This window comes from Vibrio sp. 5S239 (assembly GCF_041439575.1).
GTDB lineage: Bacteria > Pseudomonadota > Gammaproteobacteria > Enterobacterales > Vibrionaceae > Vibrio > Vibrio kanaloae.
In genome coordinates this window covers 16921-36783 of sequence record NZ_JBGOOM010000019.1, presented here as the reverse complement: position 1 = coordinate 36783, position 19863 = coordinate 16921, and the positions used below count along the sequence as shown (strand labels likewise).

The window sequence follows — 19863 nt, the reverse complement described above, 5'->3', positions numbered from 1 at the left end:
ATTTGTATAAATTTTGTTCGTGATGATTTTAGTCGTGAGCAAACTTAAGTAGGTAGATGAACGAAAACATGCCGAAGAACATGAATGTAGAAGCTAGCGTTAATCTAAAAGAGAGCTTAAGTGGTCAAGACGAGTTGCAAGTCAGCCACAACCTAAAACGAATTCGTAAAGAGAAAGGGTGGAGCCTTGACGCAACCGCAAAGGCGACTGGAGTCAGTAAAGCAATGCTCGGTCAGATCGAGCGTGGAGAGTCTAGTCCGACTGTAGCTAAGTTGTGGCAAATCGCGACCGGCTTGAACGTTTCATTTTCGAGTTTGATTCTGTCTTGCTCTAGTGATGAACTAGTGAGCTTGTTCCGAGACGCTAATGAGCTGCGCGATGAAAGCCTGAATAAGGGCTTCTCAGTCAGTGTTGTTTTTCCTTTTGAACCCTCGTTAGGCTTTGAAGTGTATGAGCTTGGGCTCGCAGAAAACTATGAGCACTTTTCTGAACCACACAGTACTGGGGTGATTGAGCATATCTTGTGTATCTCAGGTCGTATGGCGGTGTTCTTCGATGATAGCTGGTATGAATTGAGCCCGGGACAAGCGGTACGCTTTAATGCCGAACAACTTCATGGATACAAGAACATTGGAACTGAACAAGCGGTTTTCCATAACATCATCCATTATCCTGACCAGTGGCAGCGTTCATAGCTTTACTGACGTAAACGGTTTGGAAAACTTTCAAGACACAAAAAAGCGCAGCTAAATAGCTGCGCTTTTTATTAATATGATAACCAAGTAAATGAAGTCGCTATAGCTATATTAACGCTGTGTTGCGCGCTGGCGATTCTTTCCGTTACTTGCAGGTTTACCACCTTGACCATTACCCGCTTTGCTACGGTTTGGCTTGCCATTCCCGCCGCCATTGCCTTGAGATTGCTGACTAGCAGGGGCTTTTTTGATGAAGCCAGTCACTGGTTTATGCGCGTTACCATTACCGTTCTGCTTTCCGTTGCCCTGATTGCCGTTACCTTGGCTACCTGTTGGCTTCTTACCACCCGGTTTAGGCTTATTGCCACCAGGCTTAGAATGGTTACGTGGGCTTTCGCCGCCAAGACCCGGTTGAGCTTTACTGTGCTTAGTTGCAAAACGTTGCGAGCCGTGACGACCAGACTTACGACGTTGCGCCGGTGTTTGTGCATCAAAGTCTTCTTCCGGAATCAAACAGCCCGGCTTGTCACCGATAAGGTGCTTCTTACCCATATCGATTAGCGCTTCACGGATAATCTTCCAGTTTTCTGGATCGTGGTAACGAAGCAGTGCTTTATGCAGGCGACGTTGACGGTCACCTTTAGGTACTGGCACATCTTCACGCTTCTTATATTTCACACGCTTCAGAGGGTTCGTCTCTGAGTAGTACATCGACGTTGCATTACACATTGGCGATGGGTAGAAGTTCTGTACTTGGTCACACTCGTAGTTGTGCTTTTTCAGCCACAACGCAAGGTTAAGCATGTCTTCATCTTCTGTGCCCGGGTGAGCCGAGATGAAGTAAGGAATTAGATACTGTTTCTTACCGGCTTCAGCGCTGTACTTCTCGAACATCTCTTTGAAACGATCGTAAGTGCCCATGCCCGGTTTCATCATCAGATCCAGAGGGCCTTTTTCAGTATGCTCTGGAGCAATCTTCAAGTAACCACCTACGTGATGCGTTACAAGTTCACGTACGTATTCTGGAGATTCAATCGCAAGGTCATAACGAACGCCTGATGCGACCATTACTTTCTTAATGCCCGGAACTTTTCTCGCTGAGCGGTAAAGGTCAATCGTGTGCTGGTGGTCTGTGTTTAGCTTCTCACAGATTTTCGGGAAAACACATGATGGGCGACGACAGTTAATTTCCGCTTTCGGGTCTGAACAGCCTAAACGGTACATGTTTGCTGTTGGGCCACCCAAGTCAGAAATAGTACCGGTAAAGCCAGGTACTTTATCTTTAATGTCTTCGATTTCATCCAAGATAGATTCTTTCGAACGGTTCTGAATGATACGACCTTCGTGCTCTGTGATTGAACAGAAAGAACAACCCCCAAAACAACCACGCATGATGTTCACAGAGGTTTTGATCATGTCGTAAGCAGGAATCTTCGCTTTGCCGTACATAGGGTGAGGAACACGTTTGTAAGCAAGGCCAAATACGTAATCCATCTCTTCTGTGGTCAATGGAATTGGTGCTTGGTTAACCCAAAGTTCACGGTCTCCGTGACGTTGAATCAAAGCACGACCTGAATACGGGTTTGTTTCTAGGTGTAAAATACGGCTAGCGTGAGCGTAGAGAATACGGTCGTTGTTTAGTTTTTCGAATGCAGGGATACGAACAGCAGTTGTTTTTGCATCGTGACGAGAAGGGCGAATGGCAATGGGTTGTGCCTTTACTTCTTCCACTTTTTCGTCTTTCTTGGTATCACATTGCGTTTCCACTTCGTACGGGTTTACGGGCACGTAAGCTTTGTTCGGCTTTTCGATACGAGAAGAGTCGATGATTTTGAAGCCTTCAGGGGCTGCTGCAATATTGATTGCAGTACCACGAATATTAGTCAGCGTAGACATGTCTTCGCCGTCAGCAATGCGGTGTGCTACTTCAACTAGCGCACGCTCAGCGTTGCCAAAAAGAAGAATGTCAGCTTTTGCATCAAACAGTACAGAGCGACGGACTTTATCTGACCAGTAATCGTAGTGTGCAACTCGGCGTAAACTTGCTTCGATACCACCAAGCACGATTGGCGTGCCTTTATAAGCTTCACGGCAGCGTTGAGAGTAAACCAGAGTTGCACGGTCAGGACGCTTGCCACCTTCGTTGTTTGGCGTGTAAGCATCATCGTGACGTAATTTGCGATCAGAGGTGTAGCGGTTGATCATGGAGTCCATGTTACCCGCTGTGATGCCGAAGAATAGGTTAGGTCTACCCAGTTCCATGAAGGCATCTTTACTGTCCCACTTAGGTTGGGCAATAATGCCCACGCGGAAGCCTTGAGCTTCAAGCAAACGGCCAATGATAGCCATACCAAAGCTTGGGTGATCGACATAAGCGTCGCCCGTTACAATAATAATGTCACAGCTATCCCATCCAAGAGCATCCATCTCCTTTCTACTGGTAGGCAAAAAGGGTGCGGTTCCGTAGCACTCGGCCCAGTATTTTTTGTGTTCGTGAATAGGAGTGATATTGCTGTACATATTTCAACCTCTGATTTTTGAGGCGGGAATTATAGCGGCATGAGACTAGAGTAGCCAGTAGAACATGCCCTTGTTAATTCTAGTGTCTTTAGTCATTTTGGTGAAATAAGACACAAGAGCTACACCTCAGCATAGTTGAAGCGTTAAGTAGAGTGGCTAATTTGTTATTTTGATTAGTGTTCGCAGCAGTTTTTGATATTATTCGCGAAAATAAGTCTGAATAAGTAGATCCATAATGGTCGAATCATTATTAGTACAATTTGCTCCGATGCTATTGGGAGCCCAACTGATCTTAACCCTCATCTTGGTAAAAGGGGATATTTGCCCGGGACAACGTGGCCGTATTCACAAGATGTTACCTGCGATTGGCGTGCTTTGGCTTGCTGTTGCTTCATTGAGAATTGAAGCGTTTCTTATCGTATTCGCTATCTTTTACTTCTATTCTCAAGTTCAAACTAAGAAGACACGTGACTCAGGCCCTGTCTGGGTGATGTATCTTGCGTGTGGTTTGGCGCTGTCATACGTTGCTATCCAAGCAAGCGAACAGGTAAATCCAGTTGGTATTATTACGACTGTGGTGCAGGTGGCTTTACTGGGTGCTTCTTTCGGACATTTACTGCTGACTATCGCAAGAACGCGCTTACAAGCATTTCACCGCGTTCTGCCTGTTGTGGGCGTATTAAGTGGCATGCTAGTGGTATTGGCGACCGTGATTAACGTTTATTCACTGTCTGAAGCGCAACTAGAACCTGTTATTTCAACCTTGTTGTTTAGTTTTGCTTTGCTTATCTCTTCCATCGTGGTTTGGTGTTGGCATTTACTGTTCGTTAAGACACCTGAAAAGCTTCAGCTTACGGTTTCATTGTTGATGTTATTAGCGGCAGCTGTTGGTTTAACGCCAGTTTGGGTACTGTAACTTTGTGCATTGTAACCATTCATCTGATTTAAGAAGTGTGATCTATTTTTTAGCGTGACCTTGGTAAGCGTTCTAAACTTAACTTTAGTCGGTAGGTTCGTAAGGAGTACGGGATGGATTTAAGCAACGTCAAAAGTCTGGATAGCATTATTTTGCTTGGAATTGTGAATGAGAAGCTTCGTTTAGAGTGCGATAGCTTTGAAGAGCTGATCAGTATGTATGAAATGGATACAGAAAGTGTTGTGGGTAAGTTGGATATGCTTGGCTATCAATACGATCCACTGACTAACCAGTTTAAGTCTTATTCGAGATAAGTCATAAATTAGCTCATGAATCGACACCATTTAAAAGTCACAGAACGAACCTGTGACTTTTTTGTTTCTTCCTTATAGTGCTGGCTTGTATCACATCATCATGTATCGATCTTAAACGACTTCAATACCATCAAGGTGACTCTTACTTTGCTGTCTTGCTGTGCTAAAGAAAGCTTGTAGATAGCGTTTGTCTTTTTCTGAGTTTCTTACCGCAGCAAACAGTCGTCGCGATAAGCCGTCGCCCAATGGTTTACTAGCGATTAAACCTTGTCTTGAAAATTCACTGATAGCCCAGTTTGGTAAGGCAGCGACCCCTAGACCAGCTGATACCATTTGCACCAACATTAATGTGTTATCTGCCTGTTTCCATTTCTTTGGCTCTACACCTGCAGGTTGCAAAAAGTGTTTCACTACATCGAGACGTTGCTTTTGAACGGGATAGGAAAGCATTGTCACATTACTAAGATCTTGTGGGTCGATGCTGGACTTCTCTGCTAAAGGTGAATTAATAGCCGTGATCAAACGCATCTCGAAATCAAAGAGTGGTTCATAGTGAACCTCTGAACGGGGCTGAATGTCTGAGGTGATCACCAAGTCTAGCTCGCCAGCCATTAATGCGGGTAGCGGTTCAAAACCAAAGCCTGATGAAAAATCGAGCGTTACGCTTGGCCAAGCCACTTGGTATTCCTTCAAAGCGGGCATTAACCATTGGAAGCATGAGTGACATTCAATCGCCATGTGCAAACGACCATTCACATCCTCTTTCAGGCTCGCGAGTTCGTTCTCCGCTTTAGCTATTCTTGGCTGTATCTCATCGGCAAGCCTAAGCAAAATCTCACCTTCAGAGGTGAACTTAACTGGTCTAGTTTTACGTAGGAAAAGCTGACCACCGATACGCGCCTCAAGGTCTTTCAGTTGGTGAGAAAGCGCCGACTGAGTCAAGTGAAGAGAAGTTGCCGTCGCTGTTAGCGAGCCGCTGTCTCTTAAGGTAGTCAATGTTCGAAGGTGTTTAAGCTCTATCATGAGTTTTCCTCATATTCCCTAAGCCAATTCAATATTTCTTAATAATCACCCTACGGGGTTTTCTTTCATTTGTAAACGTCTAGATGTCCAGATGGATTTAATTCTTTCAGCTTTAGATTATTCAAGATGAATATTTTTAATAAACAATATGAATATTTGGACGTTGTTCATCGTTCAGATTAGGGAGATAGTTTAGCCATCCAGACGCCTTTTGAAGAACTTAAACCATAAGCTAGGCAGTTTGATCGAACACTAAAAATTATTGAATAAGGAACAGGTTCATGACTACGACAACGCATATTTTAGGCTACCCACGTATCGGCGAAAAACGCGAACTCAAATTCACTTTAGAAAAATACTGGCGCGGTGAGATTAACCAATCAGATTTAAAGCAACTCGGTAGCGAACTAAGAAATCGTAACTGGAATGTACAAGCTGACGCGAATCTTAGCTTTGCAACTGCGGGTGACTTCGCATGGTACGACCATGTTCTAACAACGACGTTACTTCTAGGTCATGTACCTAAGCGACACGCTGGTGGTAGCGAAGACGAAAAAGCCTTCCCAGACTTAGATACCTTGTTCCGCGTTGGTCGCGGGCAATCTCAAACTCAAATACAATCTCAAAAGCAGCCAACTTGTTGTGGCGGGAAACATGGCTCAGAAAGCGCTAAAGATGGTGCTGCGGCGTCTGACATGACCAAATGGTTCAACACTAATTACCATTACATTGTGCCTGAATTCAGTAAGGACGATTCGTTTGAAGTGAGCTGGCCACAACTGTTTGATGAAGTGAGTGAAGCGATTAAAGCGGGGCATAAGGTGAAGCCAGTTCTTCTCGGCCCGCTGTCTTACTTATATCTCGGCAAAGAAGTTGAAGAGGGTTTTGACCGCTTAACCTTGCTCCCGCGTCTGCTTACTGCTTATCAAACTATTCTGGCAAAACTCGCTAAGTTGGGTGTTGAGTGGGTTCAAATCGATGAACCAATCCTTTCTTTGGAACTTGAAAAGCCATGGGTAGAGTCATTCAAGTTGGCGTATCAAGTGATTCAAGGCGATGTGAAGTTATTACTTACCACCTACTTTGATTCGGTGACTGACACGTTAGATAAAATCGTGGAACTGCCCGTCAACGGTTTACATATCGATTTGGCTGCCGCACCGCAACAACTCGATGAAGTGGTGACTAAGCTACCTGAAGATTGGGTGCTTTCTGCAGGTGCAATCAATGGACGCAATGTTTGGCGAGCAGACTTAGCCGCTCAGCTAGAAAAACTACAACCTGTGAAAGAGAAATTAGGCGATAAGCTTTGGGTCGCAAGTTCATGTTCATTGCTGCACAGCCCGGTTGACCTTGAGTTAGAGGATACACTCAGCGAAGAAGTGAAGAGTTGGTTTGCTTTCGCGAAACAGAAAGTCACGGAAGTTAGCTTATTGGGTGCTGCGCTTGACGGCGATCAAAATGCCATTTTAGCGTGTGAGACGTATAGCCAACCGATTGTTGCGCGCAAGAGCGCGACTCATGTGAACAAGCCGCAAGTTCAAGCTCGTATTAACACTATTACCAAAGCGCTAGCGGAGCGTAGTGCTCCTTATGCAGAACGCGCTTCACACCAATCTGAGGTGCTGGGTTTACCGTTATTGCCAACTACAACCATTGGTTCGTTCCCACAAACCGGAGAGATCCGTGTACAGCGTAGTGCTTACCGCACCGGAAAACTGAGTGAAGCGGAATATAACACTGCACTGAAAGGCCATATTGCGGATGCCGTTAAGCGTCAAGAAGCCTTAGATTTAGATGTACTGGTTCATGGCGAAGCTGAACGTAATGATATGGTGGAGTACTTTGCTGAGAATCTAGCAGGCTTCCAAACCACCAAATTTGGTTGGGTGCAAAGCTACGGTTCTCGCTGCGTGAAACCAGCGATTGTAGTCGCGGATATAGAACGTGAGAAACCGATGACGGTGGAATGGTCGACCTATGCCCAATCTCTGACCTCGAAGCAGATGAAAGGGATGCTGACAGGCCCTGTCACTATCTTATGTTGGACATTCCCGCGTGAAGACATTTCACGTAAAGAGATCACTAGCCAACTAGCGTTTGCTCTGCGAGATGAAGTGTCTGATTTGCAAGACGCGGGTATCAACATTATCCAAATCGATGAACCAGCGATTCGCGAAGGTCTACCTCTGAAAAAACGTGACCATGCAGAATATTTAGAGTGGGCGGTCGATGCCTTTAAGATCTCAGCGGCGAGTGCTAAACCAGAAACTCAGATTCATACTCACATGTGTTACAGCGAATTCAATGAGATCATTGATTCAGTGGCCGCGTTGGACGCCGATGTGATTACCATTGAAACCTCTCGCTCGAATATGGAGCTACTCAAAGCGTTTGAAGAGTTCAACTACCCGAATGCGATTGGCCCCGGTGTTTATGACATTCACTCACCAAACATCCCTTCACAAGAGTGGATTGTTGATTTGCTAAAGAAAGCAGCAGAGAAAATTCCAGCTGAACGTTTGTGGGCAAACCCTGATTGCGGATTAAAGACTCGTAACTGGGCAGAGACAGAAGCCGCACTGACTAACTTAGTCTCGGCGACAAAAGCACTGCGCAAAGAGTGGGAGTCAGAAGAAGTTTAAGCTTAACTAACGCTAAGATTTGTTTACTCTTAAAAAATAAAGGCCTCGCAAATACGAGGCCTTCTGGTTTTATGCTTGTTTAAATCTCGAATCTAACTGCTGCTCTGACAGGTATTTTTGCTGATCAGCTTCTCAACCATCAATTGTCCGCGTGTGTTACGAATCTTGATGTTGTAAGCCAAGCCCATATCGAGGTTTGCTCTCACTTCAGAGTTGGTGCAGTAGCTGTTCACACTCATATCTACAACTTGGTTTAAAGGTTTTGCACCTTTAGCATCTTGGTTGTAAATCATCATGATCTCAATCACGGTGTTTTTTGCTAGCACACGCATGACCGACAGTGGGCCATACTCAATCGGCAGACCAGCAGATAAAACGCCAGCTCGGTGCTGCGCCATCATCTCTAGCTGTCTTTGTTCGTCTTGCTCACTTGAAGCACAGCCTGCAAGTAGAGCTAAAGCCAGTGAGCCAATAATCCATTTTTTCACGTTAAAATACTTTCTTGAATGGTTTTACAATCACATTTTGGTAAACGCCAGCATCAATGTACGGGTCAGCGTCTGCCCATGCTTGAGCATCTTCCAAAGAGTTAAATTCGGCAATTACAGTTGAACCTGTGAAGCCCGCTTCGCCAGGGTTATCTGAGTCAATCGCTGGCATTGGACCTGCTGTTAACAGTCGGCCTTCATCGTGAAGTGTTTGTAGGCGTTCTAGATGTTGTGGGCGAACACTTAGGCGTTTTTCTAATGAATTTTCGACGTCTTGAGAAAAAATCACGTACCACATATTGAGATATCCTTATTTTACTTCACTAAATTGGGGTGTTTATATTCGCTATCTTGCTAATTTACGCGAACTAATTGGTATTGGAAGGGCTAATGATAAGAAATTGTGAATTGGTGCGAGAGAGTTGATGGTCTTTAGCAATTTCATTTATACAAACTAAAGACCATCGACATAACTCTCTTAATAAAAGGTATTATTTGTTGATAGCGCGAGGCTTGCCACTTTCATCAACAGCCACGTAGTTGAAGGTCGCGCCACATACTTTGTAACGGTCACCGATGCCGTGATCAAGGACAGGCTTAACCCATACTTCTAGGTCTATATTCATAGAGCTACGACCAATCTTAGTGCAGTCACCATAAACACACACGACATCGCCAACCGAAACTGGCTGTTTGAATTCGATGCTTGATACTGACACGGTGACTATTTTTCCGTTTGAGATCTCTTTCGCCAGTATGCCGCCAGCCAGATCCAGTTGAGACATTATCCAACCACCGAAAATCTGGCCTGCTGCATTTGTATCAGAAGGCATCGCTAATGTGCGAAGAAGTAAAGAACCAATCGGGTTCAAAGTTGATTGAATAGTCATTGTCGTACTCTTGGTGGTATTGATTATCTTAAATAAAAATTGATGTGTTGACTGGTTAAGCACATTGGCAAATGAGTGCAATGAACAACAAGAAACCAGATGATTGCTAATTTAGTGAGGTTTTCATTAAATAATAGGCTTTATTTTGACCAGTTTCCGCAACACAAAAAAGCCAGTGGCCAATGATCACGAGTATCATTGGCCACTGTTAATAGAATATTGATAAGAATTGTATCAAAAAGGGAATGAGGACTCATCCCTTAGAGTTACTTCTCGTCGGTATTTTTATCCGTTAGCTCTTTCTACTGGTCTTTTGGCAAATGCTGATCTTTTGGTAAATGCTTATAAATATATACACCTGTCAGTAATGTGAACAACAAGGTCGCGATGAGCAGACCAAACACCTTGAAGTTAACCCAAATATCCAACGGCAGGTTGAAGGCAACGTAAACATTGAGGATCGCACACAAAGTGAAGAACAGAGTCCAAGCCCAGTTGATCTTGCCCCATACAGGCTCAGGCAGTGTGATCTCTTTACCTAACATACCTTTAATAGCAGATTTACCCATAAGGTGGCTGACTGTCAGACCGATAGCGAACAGCGCATAAACGATGGTTACTTTCCATTTAATGAAGTTGTCGTCGTGCAAGAAGATAGTCATGCCACCAAATACGGCAACCATTAGAAAAGTGATGAGCTGCATTTTCTCTACTTTCTTGTAGATCAAGTACGTCAAAACAATTTGAACAGCAGATGCAACGATCAAAGCACCAGTCGCTGTATAGATGTCGTACATCTTATAAAGTGCAAAGAAAATGATGAGGGGTATGAAATCAAGAATTTGTTTCATGTGGCACTGAATATCCAGTTAGTTGAGTTGCAAACAGTCTAACTAAAATTACTCCGATGCTAAATAGCCCAAGGCAATTGGCTGCAAAACTAATTATTTTTATCGGCCAATCAATTCATCGGCGCTGTTTGATAGCGATGAATGAACTTCTTGGTGTCTTCTAAATAGCCTTTACTTTTCAGACTATCTTAGGTGTTCTCTATCTCTTGCTCATTTATCAACGAGCCAATCTACTAAAGTCGACAGGGACGCATTCTGACGATTCTTTGGTTGAATTAAAAAGTAACCATTTCCGGAAAAGACACTGTCTTCACTCACTTTCACCAATCGGCCCAAATCGATATCTTGCTGAGCGAGTGTGATATCGCCTATGGCAATCCCAAACCCTTGAATGGCCGCATTCATGGCTTGATCGAGCGTGGCAAATTGTTGGTTGTTCTTGCTTGAAAGGTCGAGGCTCCCGATATGCTCCAACCAAAGTCGCCAATCACTCTGCTCATTGTTGGCGTGTAACCAAGTGTACTGAGCAAGTTTGTGTGGCTTGATAACAGTCGAAGTGCTGTTTATCCGATGACTCGGCACAATACTCTGTGCTTGGCAGATGGGGGCGAGTTGCTCGTTGAACAGTAGTTGGCTAACAATCGATTGTTGGTTGGGTTTCTTGCCATAGGTAATCACCGCATCAAATGGGTCAAAGCTTGGCTCGAAAACGTGCTTGATGGTCGATGTAAGCTCAACATCTATCTCGGGGTAAGCCTGTTGAAACGACATTAACTTAGGTAACAACCAAGAAGTAATACAACTTGGCGCGTTGAGTTTGATCTTAGAGGGTGAAGTGGCAATTTGATTGAGAGCTGATTGCAGTTGTTGAATTGTCCCTTGAATGAGAGGGACCAATTCCTCCCCTTTGGGCGTTAACGACAACCCGCGAGCATGCCGATAGAAGAGATCACAGCCAAGACTTTCTTCAAACGACAGTACCTGACGGCTCACTGCTCCTTGCGTGACATTGAGTTCATGTGCCGCTCGAGTAAAATTGAGGTGCCTTGCGGTGGATAAGAACGCGAGCAAGGTTTTGGTTGAGGGAAGGGTTCGATTCATCTCTTTACCTATGATTTTTTATCATGGCTATTATGTGATTATTTCGATTCATTTATCAATAGTGTTCTGTTTGAATGTAAATACTTAATCATCAATTGTGATTCAATATGTGTATAGTTCGCATTTTTTGAATATGAAGGCAGTGATGAAGGCATCGTTATTACATGGAAGGGACAGTTTTTGACATCTTTTATTGATAGTTTAGTACCTCAGGCCGTAAAAAAATTAATACCTTATCAATCGGCAAGAAGAATTGGTGGTGATGGACGTGTCTGGTTAAATGCCAATGAACTAGAGAGCACTTTGTTCGAAGCTGAGCCAAGCTATAATCGCTACCCAGATTTCTTACCACAAGATATTGCCAAGGCGTATCAAAGATATTGCGCAACAGAAGCTCCAACAATCGCGGTCCGTGGTGCGGATGAAGCAATTGATCTTCTGATCAGGGCATTTTGTAAGCCAGATCAAGACAAGATTCTTATCTGTTCACCAACGTATGCCATGTATGAGTTTTGCGCTGATGCACTGGCGATTGAAACGCTCGACTCTCCTTTACAGGAAGATTTTAGCTTAAACGTTGCTGACATTGTGAAAAAAGCCGAGTTGGCCAATATCGTTTTTCTTTGCTCTCCCAATAATCCAACCGGCAATGTGATTCCTAAATCAGATTTGACTCAAGTACTCGAGAGGACCGTCGGAAAATCGCTAGTCGTGGTCGATGAAGCGTATATTGAATTTGAACCTCAGACATCGGCCGTGAGCCTTATTGAGCGTTATCCGCATCTCGTCGTTATCCGTACTTTATCTAAAGCGTTTGGACTCGCAGCCGTACGTTGTGGCTTTATTTTGGCGAGCCCTAACGTGATGCAATACGTATCTAAGCTGATTCCCCCTTACCCAATGCCAGATTGTTCGTCTCAGATAGTTTTAGAGGCGTTATCTAATGAGCGTGTTGCCGTGATGAAACAGGCGACCGCTAAACTGGTAGAGATTCGTAATCAGTTTGCTGCGGAGTTAATGCAGTTCGACTTTATTGAACACGTTTATCCGTCATCGACCAACTTCATTTTGTTACGTCAAAAATCGGGGCATGAACTGTTTAGCGTATTGATGAAGGATGGCATTGTAACAAGGAACCAAAACCACGAACCGGCTTTACGTAACTGCGTTCGAATCAGCATTGGTAGCCAAGAGAGCATGTTAGAAGTGATAACGTCACTAACACGCTACCAAACCGAATTAGGACAAAATCAACAATCTCAACATAAAGAAACTCAACCTCAACTCGATAAAAATCATATCTAGGATGGCAATGATGAAAAAGATAATTCTCGGACTCGCTTGTGCGGCCGCTTTACTTGGTACAACAGTACAGGCGAAAGAAATCCGTTTAGCGTCAGACTTTACGTATCCGCCATTCAACTACAAAAACAGTGACGGTGTGCCTGTCGGGTTTGATATTGAGATAGCTGATGCCTTGTGTGAGCAAGCCAAACTCGATTGTACTTGGGTTTCACAAAGCTGGGATTCGTTAATTCCAAGTTTGTTGGCAAGAAAGTCAGATGTGATTATGGCGTCGATGCGTATTACCGAAGAGCGTAAGCGCAAGATTTTGTTCACCGATAAGTACTACCAAACACCAGCCGTATTTGTTGCTGCCAAAAGCGCGGAGTTCAGCATTGATGAGACAGGCTTAGCAGGCAAAACCATCGGTGTTCAGCAAGGTACGATTCATGATCGCTACGTAACCGATAAGTTTGGTGACATCGTAAATATCAAGCGGTACACAGGTCAGGACGAAGTGTACCTTGATCTGCAAAATGGCCGTTTAGATCTCACCTTCGGTAACTCAGATCAACTGTCGCTTGCTTTCTTAGATAAGAAAGAAGGAGAGGGTTTCGAATTCAAAGGTAAAGCGGTAACCGACAAAGCCTACATTGGCGAGGGTACGGCTTTAGCATTAAGAAAGCAGGACTCAAAACTGGCGAAACAATTCAACGCCGCGATTGAAGAGATTAGAGCAAACGGTACTTACGACAAGATCGCCGCTAAGTACTTCACGTTTGATATTTATGGCGCTGATTTGTAATTCGTCTAACGCCTAAAAACTAGAACACCAAAAACAAAAATCCGAGAGCTGTGAGGCTCTCGGATTTTTTCGTTGATGTTCGTGGTATAAATTCAATACCACCAACTTAGCGTTTATTTATTACGCTTGCTGTTTTTGTAGCTCAGCTTCTTTCGCTTCGTCTTTGATCAGAGAATCAACGATGACTGCACATGCTGCATCACCAGTGATGTTCAGAGCAGTACGGATCATGTCGAAGATACGGTCTAGAGCGAACAATAGAGGTAGACCTTCGATAGGGATACCTGCCGCAAGAAGAACCGCAACCACTAGGAAAGAAGGGCCTGGAACACCTGCTTGACCAACTGCGCCTAGCGTAGACGTTACGATGATAGCAACGTAAGCACCCATAGATAGGTCGATGTTGAACAGCTGTGCGAAGAAGATCGCCACTAGGCCATAGTAAATTGCGTTACCAGACATGTTGATCGTCGCACCAAGTGGCAGAACGAATGAAGCCGTAGAGTTGCGAACGCCAAGTTCTTTCTCTACCGTTTCCATTGTTACTGGCAGTGTCGCCATTGAAGAGGCTGTTGATAGTGCAACCGCTTGAGGCTTCTTCATTGCCACTAGGAACTTCTTCGCAGAAGTCTTAGTGAAGATTTGAATCATCAGTGGATAAGCCACAAAGCCGAAGATCAGAATCGCAGCGATGTAAACAATAAACAGCTTGAACACAACCATAAGTGCGCCAAAACCGAATGTACCTACTGCTTCTGCCATTAGGCCGAACACGCCAAGTGGTGCGATGATCATAACCTTGTTGATCATCCAAACCATTGCATCAACAATCGCATTTACACCGTTGATGATAGGGTCACGTTTCTCTTTTGCTTGTTTAGAGATCGCAATACCAAAGAATAAGCAGAAAACAAGGATTTGCAGAATGTTTGCTTCATTCAGTGACTGGAAAACGTTGGTCGGGATCATGCCAGTGATGGTTGCCCAAAACGTTGGAAGCTCGCCTTTCGCAGCGTATTCAGAAGAGAACATGCCTTCTACGCCAGAAACATCGATACCACGGCCTGGTTCGAATACTTCACCCATTACCAGCGCTAGTGCTACAGCAAGTGCTGACGTTAGTGCGAAGTAACCCAGTGTTGTTACACCGACTTTACCAGCCGATGAGCTATTACCTAGACCTGCAGCACCTGAAATTAGGGCAACCGCGACTAGAGGAATAACCAGCATCTTGATCAAGTTGATGAAGATAGCACCCAGTGGAGCGAACATAGTTGCGCTGTCACCCATCATTGCACCGACTACGGTACCGACGATCATTGCAATAACGACTTGAATGCCGATATTGCTTAGTAAATTCTTTTCTTTTAACACTTCCATAACCTCTGTGCTACTAAATATAAAAATCCCAGAACTACTCACCAATGTACGATGTGCCATTGGATAAATATTTCGTTAAGAGTTTTACACGTATCTTTTACATTTATCAATATGAGCTGAGGTGAAAGCCCTCTAAAAACACGTGGTCTAATGTTATTTGTCGCTTTTTTGTGTTCAAGCAAACGTTTGCTTTTTGGGTTTTTTGCTTGAGTATTTGCTTTATTTATAAAATTAGCATTGCCAGATATTTTGTGAATAATTATCTCTGCTTAGTGGTAGGGATGTGTTGTTAACATTTACGTTTCATTTGTGCACTTTTTTTGCTCGTTGGATATGGGGGAAATATTGATAAGTGTGTTGTGGGAAATCCAGCCTGAGCTATGCTTAAGATAACGAATTATTACCAAGATGTTACCTCTACGCTTTAAATAAACGTCTATTTAGCATCTCAATTGTAAGGAGAGGGGCTATGACTTTTATATTAAAGTACTTGTTTGCGTTTCTTCTGTTGTTTAGCTCTGCGAATGTTCTGGCAGATGATGTCTGGGTTATAGAGGTGAATGGAGGTATAGGTCCGGCGACCAGTGATTACCTTACGAGAGAAATAGAACAAGCTCACGATGAGCAAGCTAAGCTCATCATATTGAAAATGAACACGCCCGGCGGGTTAGACACGTCGATGCGCGACATTATTCGATCCATCACCACGTCACCGATTCCGATAGCAACTTGGGTTGGACCAGCAGGTTCACGCGCAGCAAGTGCAGGGACCTATATTCTTCTCGCCAGTCACATCGCTTCTATGGCCCCAGGAACTAATTTGGGGGCAGCAACTCCAGTGTCTCTTGGTGGAGGTAAAAGCCCTTCTAATCCGTTATCCCCACAAGAAGACGCGAATAAAGACGACAACGCCACAGCCAATGAGCAAGGTTCACCCAAAGAAGAGAGTTCCGAGCAAGTAAAAGCCACCACTGCGATGGAGAAAAAGGTGATCAATGATGCTTCGGCTTACATTGTTAGCCTAGCTAAATTGCACAATCGTAATGAAGAGTGGGCAGAAAAGGCGGTGCGAGAAGCAGCGAGTTTGGATTCAGAGAATGCACTCGAACTTAACGTGATTGATTTCATTGCCAGCGATATTCAGCAACTGGTCGAGATGAGCAATGGGCGCACCATCACAATCAACGGTGTCAGCCAGGAAATTCTGCTCAACGAGGTGGCTTTTGTTGAGCGAGAACAAGACTGGCGCTTTAGTTTGCTCTCGGTTATCACCAACCCGAACGTGGCTTATATTCTCATGCTTATCGGTATCTACGGTTTGTTGCTTGAGTTCTATAACCCTGGCGGTGGTTTACCGGGTGTGCTTGGTGGTATTTGTTTGTTGCTCGCCATGTATTCCTTACAAATGCTGCCTGTAAGTTATGCTGGCCTTGCTTTGATCTTGTTGGGCATTGCGCTAATGATCGCAGAAGCGTTTAGCCCGAGTTTTGGTATTTTCGGTTTGGGTGGCGTCGCTGCATTTACATTGGGCTCAATCATGCTGATGGACACAGAGGTACCGGGTTACCAAATCGCCTTGCCGCTAATTATTGGAATCAGTTTGTTCTCTGTGGCGTTTATTGTCGTAACAATATCAATGCTAGTCCGAGTGAGAAACAGACCAGTGACCACGGGGATGGAAGCGGTGGTTGGCGAGACAGGTAAGGTGGTCAGCGGTTTTCCGGGTGCGGGTCGAGTGCTGGTTGAAGGTGAGATCTGGCAAGCCAAATGCGCCGATGAACTGAAAGCGGGGCAGAGTATCAGAGTCACCAAGCTAACAGGGCTTTCTTTGGGTGTTGAGGCGCTGCCCGATGAGAGTTCATCGAAACCTAGTTAGGCGCGCCATGCATGGCAAACTTTATCGAATTATTAATTGCTTAACCATCGTTACCATTAGGGGGCGGTTATGTTTATACACATTATAGGTATTGTCATCGTGCTCGTTATCTTGTTGATAGCCAGCATGTTCAGAGTTTTACGTGAGTACGAGCGCGCAGTGGTGTTCTTCCTTGGGCGCTTTTATGGTGTGAAAGGGCCGGGGTTGATTATCATCATCCCCTTTATTCAACAGATCGTGCGAGTGGATTTACGAACAATCGTATTGGACGTACCGACACAAGACTTGATCACTCGTGACAATGTGTCGGTTAAGGTCAATGCGGTAGTCTACTTCAGAGTGTTGGATCCAAAGATGGCGATCAATAATGTGGAGAACTACCTCGAAGCGACCAGTCAGTTGTCACAAACGACGTTACGTTCAGTATTGGGGCAGCATGAGTTGGATGAACTGTTGTCTGAGCGAGAAGAACTCAACAGAGACTTACAATTGATACTGGATCAACACACGGATAATTGGGGAATTAAGATAGCCAATGTTGAGATTAAACATGTTGATCTTGATGAGAGTATGGTGCGAGCTCTAGCGAAACAAGCGGAAGCTGAGCGCACCCGTAGAGCTAAGGTGATACATGCGACTGGTGAGCTCGAAGCATCGGCTAAGCTTAGAGAGGCTGCAGAAGTCTTGAATAAGGCGCCTAATGCTATTCAATTGCGATATATGCAAACGCTAACCGAGGTGGCTAACGAAAGGACCTCCACCATTATCTTCCCAATGCCCATCGATTTAGTGGAAAAGATAACCGACCCGATCAAAGCGACGATAAATGAGGCTGCGATTAAGAAAGCGATGAAAGCCGATGAGTGATTGGCTCAAATGAAAAGCAATAAAAAAAGGCTCCACAACTGTGGAGCCTTTTTTTATTTGAATCGTTGGTTCTATTTACTGCCCATTGCTTACGAGCGTCTATTTAATGACCGTAGATTATTTCTGCGTAGCCGCTTTCATTGGCGTTACAAACTCAGCAAGTGCTTTAAGCATTGCTTCTGGTTGTTCAACGTTGTTTTCAATGATTTTCACAACCGCTGAGCCAGAGATAGCACCGGCAGCACCAGCTTCGATGGCTTCTTTTACTTGCTCGGGAGCAGAAATACCGAAACCAAGTAGTGCTGGTGGAGCGTCAAATTTGTTCAAACGATCAAGCAGTGCGCTTACTGGCATGTTTGCCTTGGTTTCTGCCCCCGTTACGCCAGCACGAGAAAGTAGGTAAGTGTAACCACCACCTAGCTCAGAAACCGACTGAAGCGTCTCATCACTTGCTGTTGGTGGAGCAATAAAGATTGGGTGAACGTCAAATTTCTTAGCTGCAGCAACAAACTCGCCACTTTCGTTGGTTGGTACATCAGCAATCAGTACTGAATCGATACCTGCTTTTGCACAACGCTCGTAGAAGTTATCGATACCACGTGCGTAAACCAAGTTTGCGTACATCAGTAGGCCGATTGGCAGCTCTGGGTAGTTAGCGCGGATTTGCGCAATAAGGTCAAAACACACATCTGGCGTGACTTTTGAATCTAATGCACGGATGTTTGCGCCTTGGATTGTTGGGCCATCTGCAAGCGGATCAGAGAATGGAATACCAAGCTCAAGTGCATCTGCACCCGCTTCAACCAAAGTTTCCATGATCTTAAGAGATTGCTCTGGGTTAGGATCACCAACCGTTACGAATGGTACAAATGCGCCCTGATTCTTTTCAGCTAAGCGAGTGAAGAGTGATTGATAGCGATCCATTATAATGCTCCTTTCTCTTTAAGAATGTCGTGTACAGAGAAAATATCTTTGTCACCACGGCCAGATAAGTTAACGACCAATAGTTGTTCTTTCTCTGGATCGTCGTGAGCCATTTTGATGGCATGAGCCAAAGCATGAGATGACTCTAGCGCTGCGATGATACCTTCGTTACGCGCGATAGCTTGGAAAGCTTCTAGCGCTTCGTCATCGGTCACGTTGTCGTATTCAGCACGGCCAATAGCATTTAGGTGTGCGTGTTGAGGACCAACTGATGGGAAATCTAGACCAGCAGAAACAGAGTAAGACTCTTCTACTTGGCCATTATCATCTTGCATCAGTGGTGCTTTCATACCGAAGAAGATACCCGTTTTGCCGTGCTTAAGTGGCGCGCCGTGTTGGTCGGTATCAATACCTTTACCAGCAGGCTCTACACCGATCAGGCGTACAGACTCTTCTTCAATAAAGTCAGCGAACATACCGATAGCGTTTGAACCACCGCCGACACAAGCGATAACCGCATCTGGAAGGCGACCTTCACGAGCTAAGATTTGGTGCTTCGTTTCTTCACCGATCATGCGTTGGAAATCACGAACAATCGTTGGGAATGGGTGAGGGCCAGCCGCAGTACCCAATAGGTAGTGCGCGTCTTCATAAGTTGCAGACCAGTCACGTAGCGCTTCGTTACATGCATCTTTTAGCGTTGAAGAGCCAGAATGAACAGGGATAACTTCTGCGCCCATTAGCTTCATACGGAACACGTTCGGGCTTTGACGTTCAACGTCTTTTGCACCCATGTATACACGACACTTAAGACCTAATAGAGCACATGCTAGAGCCGTTGCCACACCGTGTTGGCCTGCGCCAGTTTCAGCGATGATTTCGTTTTTACCCATACGTTTTGCTAGCAATGCTTGACCAAGTACTTGGTTTGTCTTGTGAGCGCCGCCGTGAAGTAGATCTTCACGCTTTAGGTACAGTTTGGTCTTTGTACCTTTTGTTAAGTTGCGTGCTAGCGTTAGCGCCGTTGGACGACCAGCGTACTCTTGAAGAAGCGTCATGAATTCGCTGCGGAACTCAGGATCGGCTTGTGCATCGATAAATGCTTGTTCAAGTTGGTCTAGTGCTGGCACTAGGATCTGCGGTACGTATTGACCACCGTATTCACCAAAGTAGGCATCGAGTTTAGCCATTGTGTTATTCCTTCAATTCTATTGATGTGTATTCACACCAAGTCATTTAATCTTGCTTGAGCTTCGCAGAAGGCAAAGCTCACAAATATGTTTT

Annotated in this window: 18 protein-coding genes; 8 read left to right on the top strand and 10 right to left on the bottom strand. The window is 44.7% G+C overall.

Going from position 1 to position 19863, the window contains the following annotated elements:
• Positions 1-56: 56 nt before the first annotated feature.
• Positions 57-695: a helix-turn-helix domain-containing protein gene (locus ACED48_RS14655; RefSeq protein WP_017055088.1), complete on the top strand. Its 639-nt coding sequence runs from the start codon at positions 57-59 to the stop codon at positions 693-695.
• Between the two features lie 111 nt (positions 696-806).
• Here ACED48_RS14655 and ACED48_RS14650 read toward each other — a convergent pair whose 3' ends face one another.
• Positions 807-3122, bottom strand: coding sequence for a YgiQ family radical SAM protein (locus tag ACED48_RS14650; protein ID WP_017055089.1), 2316 nt, complete (start codon positions 3120-3122; stop codon positions 807-809).
• Between the two features lie 328 nt (positions 3123-3450).
• On the opposite strand from ACED48_RS14650, the gene ACED48_RS14645 reads away from it, so the two are divergent.
• A complete protein-coding gene (locus tag ACED48_RS14645; protein ID WP_017055090.1) occupies positions 3451-4131 on the top strand; it encodes a hypothetical protein in 681 nt (226 codons plus the stop codon).
• 113 nt (positions 4132-4244) lie between these two features.
• Positions 4245-4445, top strand: a complete 201-nt coding sequence (locus ACED48_RS14640) for a DUF4250 domain-containing protein (RefSeq protein WP_017055091.1) — start codon at positions 4245-4247, stop codon at positions 4443-4445.
• A 111-nt stretch (positions 4446-4556) separates the two neighbouring features.
• Here ACED48_RS14640 and ACED48_RS14635 read toward each other — a convergent pair whose 3' ends face one another.
• Positions 4557-5468 carry a LysR substrate-binding domain-containing protein gene (locus tag ACED48_RS14635; RefSeq protein WP_017055092.1) on the bottom strand — a complete coding sequence of 304 codons (912 nt, stop codon included), beginning with the start codon at positions 5466-5468 and terminating at the stop codon, positions 4557-4559.
• A 281-nt stretch (positions 5469-5749) separates the two neighbouring features.
• Between ACED48_RS14635 and metE the strand changes: the two genes are divergently transcribed.
• Positions 5750-8113, top strand: coding sequence for a 5-methyltetrahydropteroyltriglutamate--homocysteine S-methyltransferase (metE, locus tag ACED48_RS14630; RefSeq protein ID WP_017055093.1), 2364 nt, complete (start codon positions 5750-5752; stop codon positions 8111-8113).
• Between the two features lie 92 nt (positions 8114-8205).
• On the opposite strand, the gene ACED48_RS14625 is transcribed toward metE, so the two are convergent.
• From ACED48_RS14625 to ACED48_RS14605, 5 genes are all read right to left on the bottom strand, one after another.
• Entirely contained in the window at positions 8206-8601 is a 396-nt protein-coding gene (locus ACED48_RS14625; protein WP_017055094.1) for a GspS/AspS pilotin family protein, read from the bottom strand.
• 1 nt (position 8602) lies between these two features.
• Positions 8603-8899: a YciI family protein gene (locus ACED48_RS14620; protein WP_004741234.1), complete on the bottom strand. Its 297-nt coding sequence runs from the start codon at positions 8897-8899 to the stop codon at positions 8603-8605.
• Between the two features lie 193 nt (positions 8900-9092).
• Positions 9093-9491 (bottom strand): acyl-CoA thioester hydrolase YciA, encoded by a 399-nt coding sequence (gene yciA, locus ACED48_RS14615; protein ID WP_017055095.1) that lies wholly within the window; start codon positions 9489-9491, stop codon positions 9093-9095.
• Positions 9492-9793: 302 nt separating this feature from the next.
• Positions 9794-10342, bottom strand: a complete 549-nt coding sequence (locus tag ACED48_RS14610; RefSeq protein ID WP_017055096.1) for a septation protein A — start codon at positions 10340-10342, stop codon at positions 9794-9796.
• Positions 10343-10552: 210 nt separating this feature from the next.
• Entirely contained in the window at positions 10553-11443 is an 891-nt protein-coding gene (locus tag ACED48_RS14605; RefSeq protein WP_017055097.1) for a LysR substrate-binding domain-containing protein, read from the bottom strand.
• 180 nt (positions 11444-11623) lie between these two features.
• Here ACED48_RS14605 and hisC point away from each other — a divergent pair, with 180 nt between their 5' ends.
• The gene (gene hisC / locus ACED48_RS14600) at positions 11624-12748 is read left to right on the top strand and encodes a histidinol-phosphate transaminase (protein ID WP_017055098.1); all 1125 of its coding nucleotides are present in this window, start codon (positions 11624-11626) and stop codon (positions 12746-12748) included.
• Between the two features lie 10 nt (positions 12749-12758).
• Positions 12759-13532 carry an ABC transporter substrate-binding protein gene (locus ACED48_RS14595; RefSeq protein WP_017055099.1) on the top strand — a complete coding sequence of 258 codons (774 nt, stop codon included), beginning with the start codon at positions 12759-12761 and terminating at the stop codon, positions 13530-13532.
• Between the two features lie 120 nt (positions 13533-13652).
• Here the strand turns inward: ACED48_RS14595 and ACED48_RS14590 are convergent, their stop codons facing one another.
• Positions 13653-14972 carry a dicarboxylate/amino acid:cation symporter gene (locus ACED48_RS14590; protein ID WP_371692163.1) on the bottom strand — a complete coding sequence of 440 codons (1320 nt, stop codon included), beginning with the start codon at positions 14970-14972 and terminating at the stop codon, positions 13653-13655.
• 409 nt (positions 14973-15381) lie between these two features.
• Between ACED48_RS14590 and ACED48_RS14585 the strand changes: the two genes are divergently transcribed.
• The gene (locus ACED48_RS14585; protein ID WP_017055101.1) at positions 15382-16788 is read left to right on the top strand and encodes a nodulation protein NfeD; all 1407 of its coding nucleotides are present in this window, start codon (positions 15382-15384) and stop codon (positions 16786-16788) included.
• 69 nt (positions 16789-16857) lie between these two features.
• Positions 16858-17655 carry a slipin family protein gene (locus ACED48_RS14580; RefSeq protein ID WP_017055102.1) on the top strand — a complete coding sequence of 266 codons (798 nt, stop codon included), beginning with the start codon at positions 16858-16860 and terminating at the stop codon, positions 17653-17655.
• 117 nt (positions 17656-17772) lie between these two features.
• On the opposite strand, the gene trpA is transcribed toward ACED48_RS14580, so the two are convergent.
• Together trpA and trpB are read right to left on the bottom strand one after the other, a co-directional pair.
• Complete coding sequence (trpA, locus tag ACED48_RS14575) at positions 17773-18579, bottom strand: tryptophan synthase subunit alpha (RefSeq protein WP_017055103.1); 807 nt, start codon at positions 18577-18579, stop codon at positions 17773-17775.
• Positions 18579-19769 carry a tryptophan synthase subunit beta gene (gene trpB / locus ACED48_RS14570; protein ID WP_017055104.1) on the bottom strand — a complete coding sequence of 397 codons (1191 nt, stop codon included), beginning with the start codon at positions 19767-19769 and terminating at the stop codon, positions 18579-18581. The genes trpA and trpB overlap by 1 nt, the downstream gene beginning before the upstream one ends.
• Positions 19770-19863 lie beyond the last annotated feature (94 nt).

What these genes read in the sequence shown, in the direction of transcription:
- ACED48_RS14655 (WP_017055088.1), top strand. Translation starts at nt 57, where the DNA reads ATGAACGAAAACATGCCGAAGAACATGAATGTAGAAGCTAGCGTTAAT.
- ACED48_RS14650 (WP_017055089.1), bottom strand. Translation starts at nt 3,122, where the DNA reads ATGGATGCTCTTGGATGGGATAGCTGTGACATTATTATTGTAACGGGC.
- ACED48_RS14645 (WP_017055090.1), top strand. Translation starts at nt 3,451, where the DNA reads ATGGTCGAATCATTATTAGTACAATTTGCTCCGATGCTATTGGGAGCC.
- ACED48_RS14640 (WP_017055091.1), top strand. Translation starts at nt 4,245, where the DNA reads ATGGATTTAAGCAACGTCAAAAGTCTGGATAGCATTATTTTGCTTGGA.
- ACED48_RS14635 (WP_017055092.1), bottom strand. Translation starts at nt 5,468, where the DNA reads ATGATAGAGCTTAAACACCTTCGAACATTGACTACCTTAAGAGACAGC.
- metE (WP_017055093.1), top strand. Translation starts at nt 5,750, where the DNA reads ATGACTACGACAACGCATATTTTAGGCTACCCACGTATCGGCGAAAAA.
- ACED48_RS14620 (WP_004741234.1), bottom strand. Translation starts at nt 8,899, where the DNA reads ATGTGGTACGTGATTTTTTCTCAAGACGTCGAAAATTCATTAGAAAAA.
- yciA (WP_017055095.1), bottom strand. Translation starts at nt 9,491, where the DNA reads ATGACTATTCAATCAACTTTGAACCCGATTGGTTCTTTACTTCTTCGC.
- ACED48_RS14610 (WP_017055096.1), bottom strand. Translation starts at nt 10,342, where the DNA reads ATGAAACAAATTCTTGATTTCATACCCCTCATCATTTTCTTTGCACTT.
- ACED48_RS14605 (WP_017055097.1), bottom strand. Translation starts at nt 11,443, where the DNA reads ATGAATCGAACCCTTCCCTCAACCAAAACCTTGCTCGCGTTCTTATCC.
- ACED48_RS14595 (WP_017055099.1), top strand. Translation starts at nt 12,759, where the DNA reads ATGAAAAAGATAATTCTCGGACTCGCTTGTGCGGCCGCTTTACTTGGT.
- ACED48_RS14590 (WP_371692163.1), bottom strand. Translation starts at nt 14,972, where the DNA reads ATGGCACATCGTACATTGGTGAGTAGTTCTGGGATTTTTATATTTAGT.
- ACED48_RS14585 (WP_017055101.1), top strand. Translation starts at nt 15,382, where the DNA reads ATGACTTTTATATTAAAGTACTTGTTTGCGTTTCTTCTGTTGTTTAGC.
- ACED48_RS14580 (WP_017055102.1), top strand. Translation starts at nt 16,858, where the DNA reads ATGTTTATACACATTATAGGTATTGTCATCGTGCTCGTTATCTTGTTG.
- trpA (WP_017055103.1), bottom strand. Translation starts at nt 18,579, where the DNA reads ATGGATCGCTATCAATCACTCTTCACTCGCTTAGCTGAAAAGAATCAG.
- trpB (WP_017055104.1), bottom strand. Translation starts at nt 19,769, where the DNA reads ATGGCTAAACTCGATGCCTACTTTGGTGAATACGGTGGTCAATACGTA.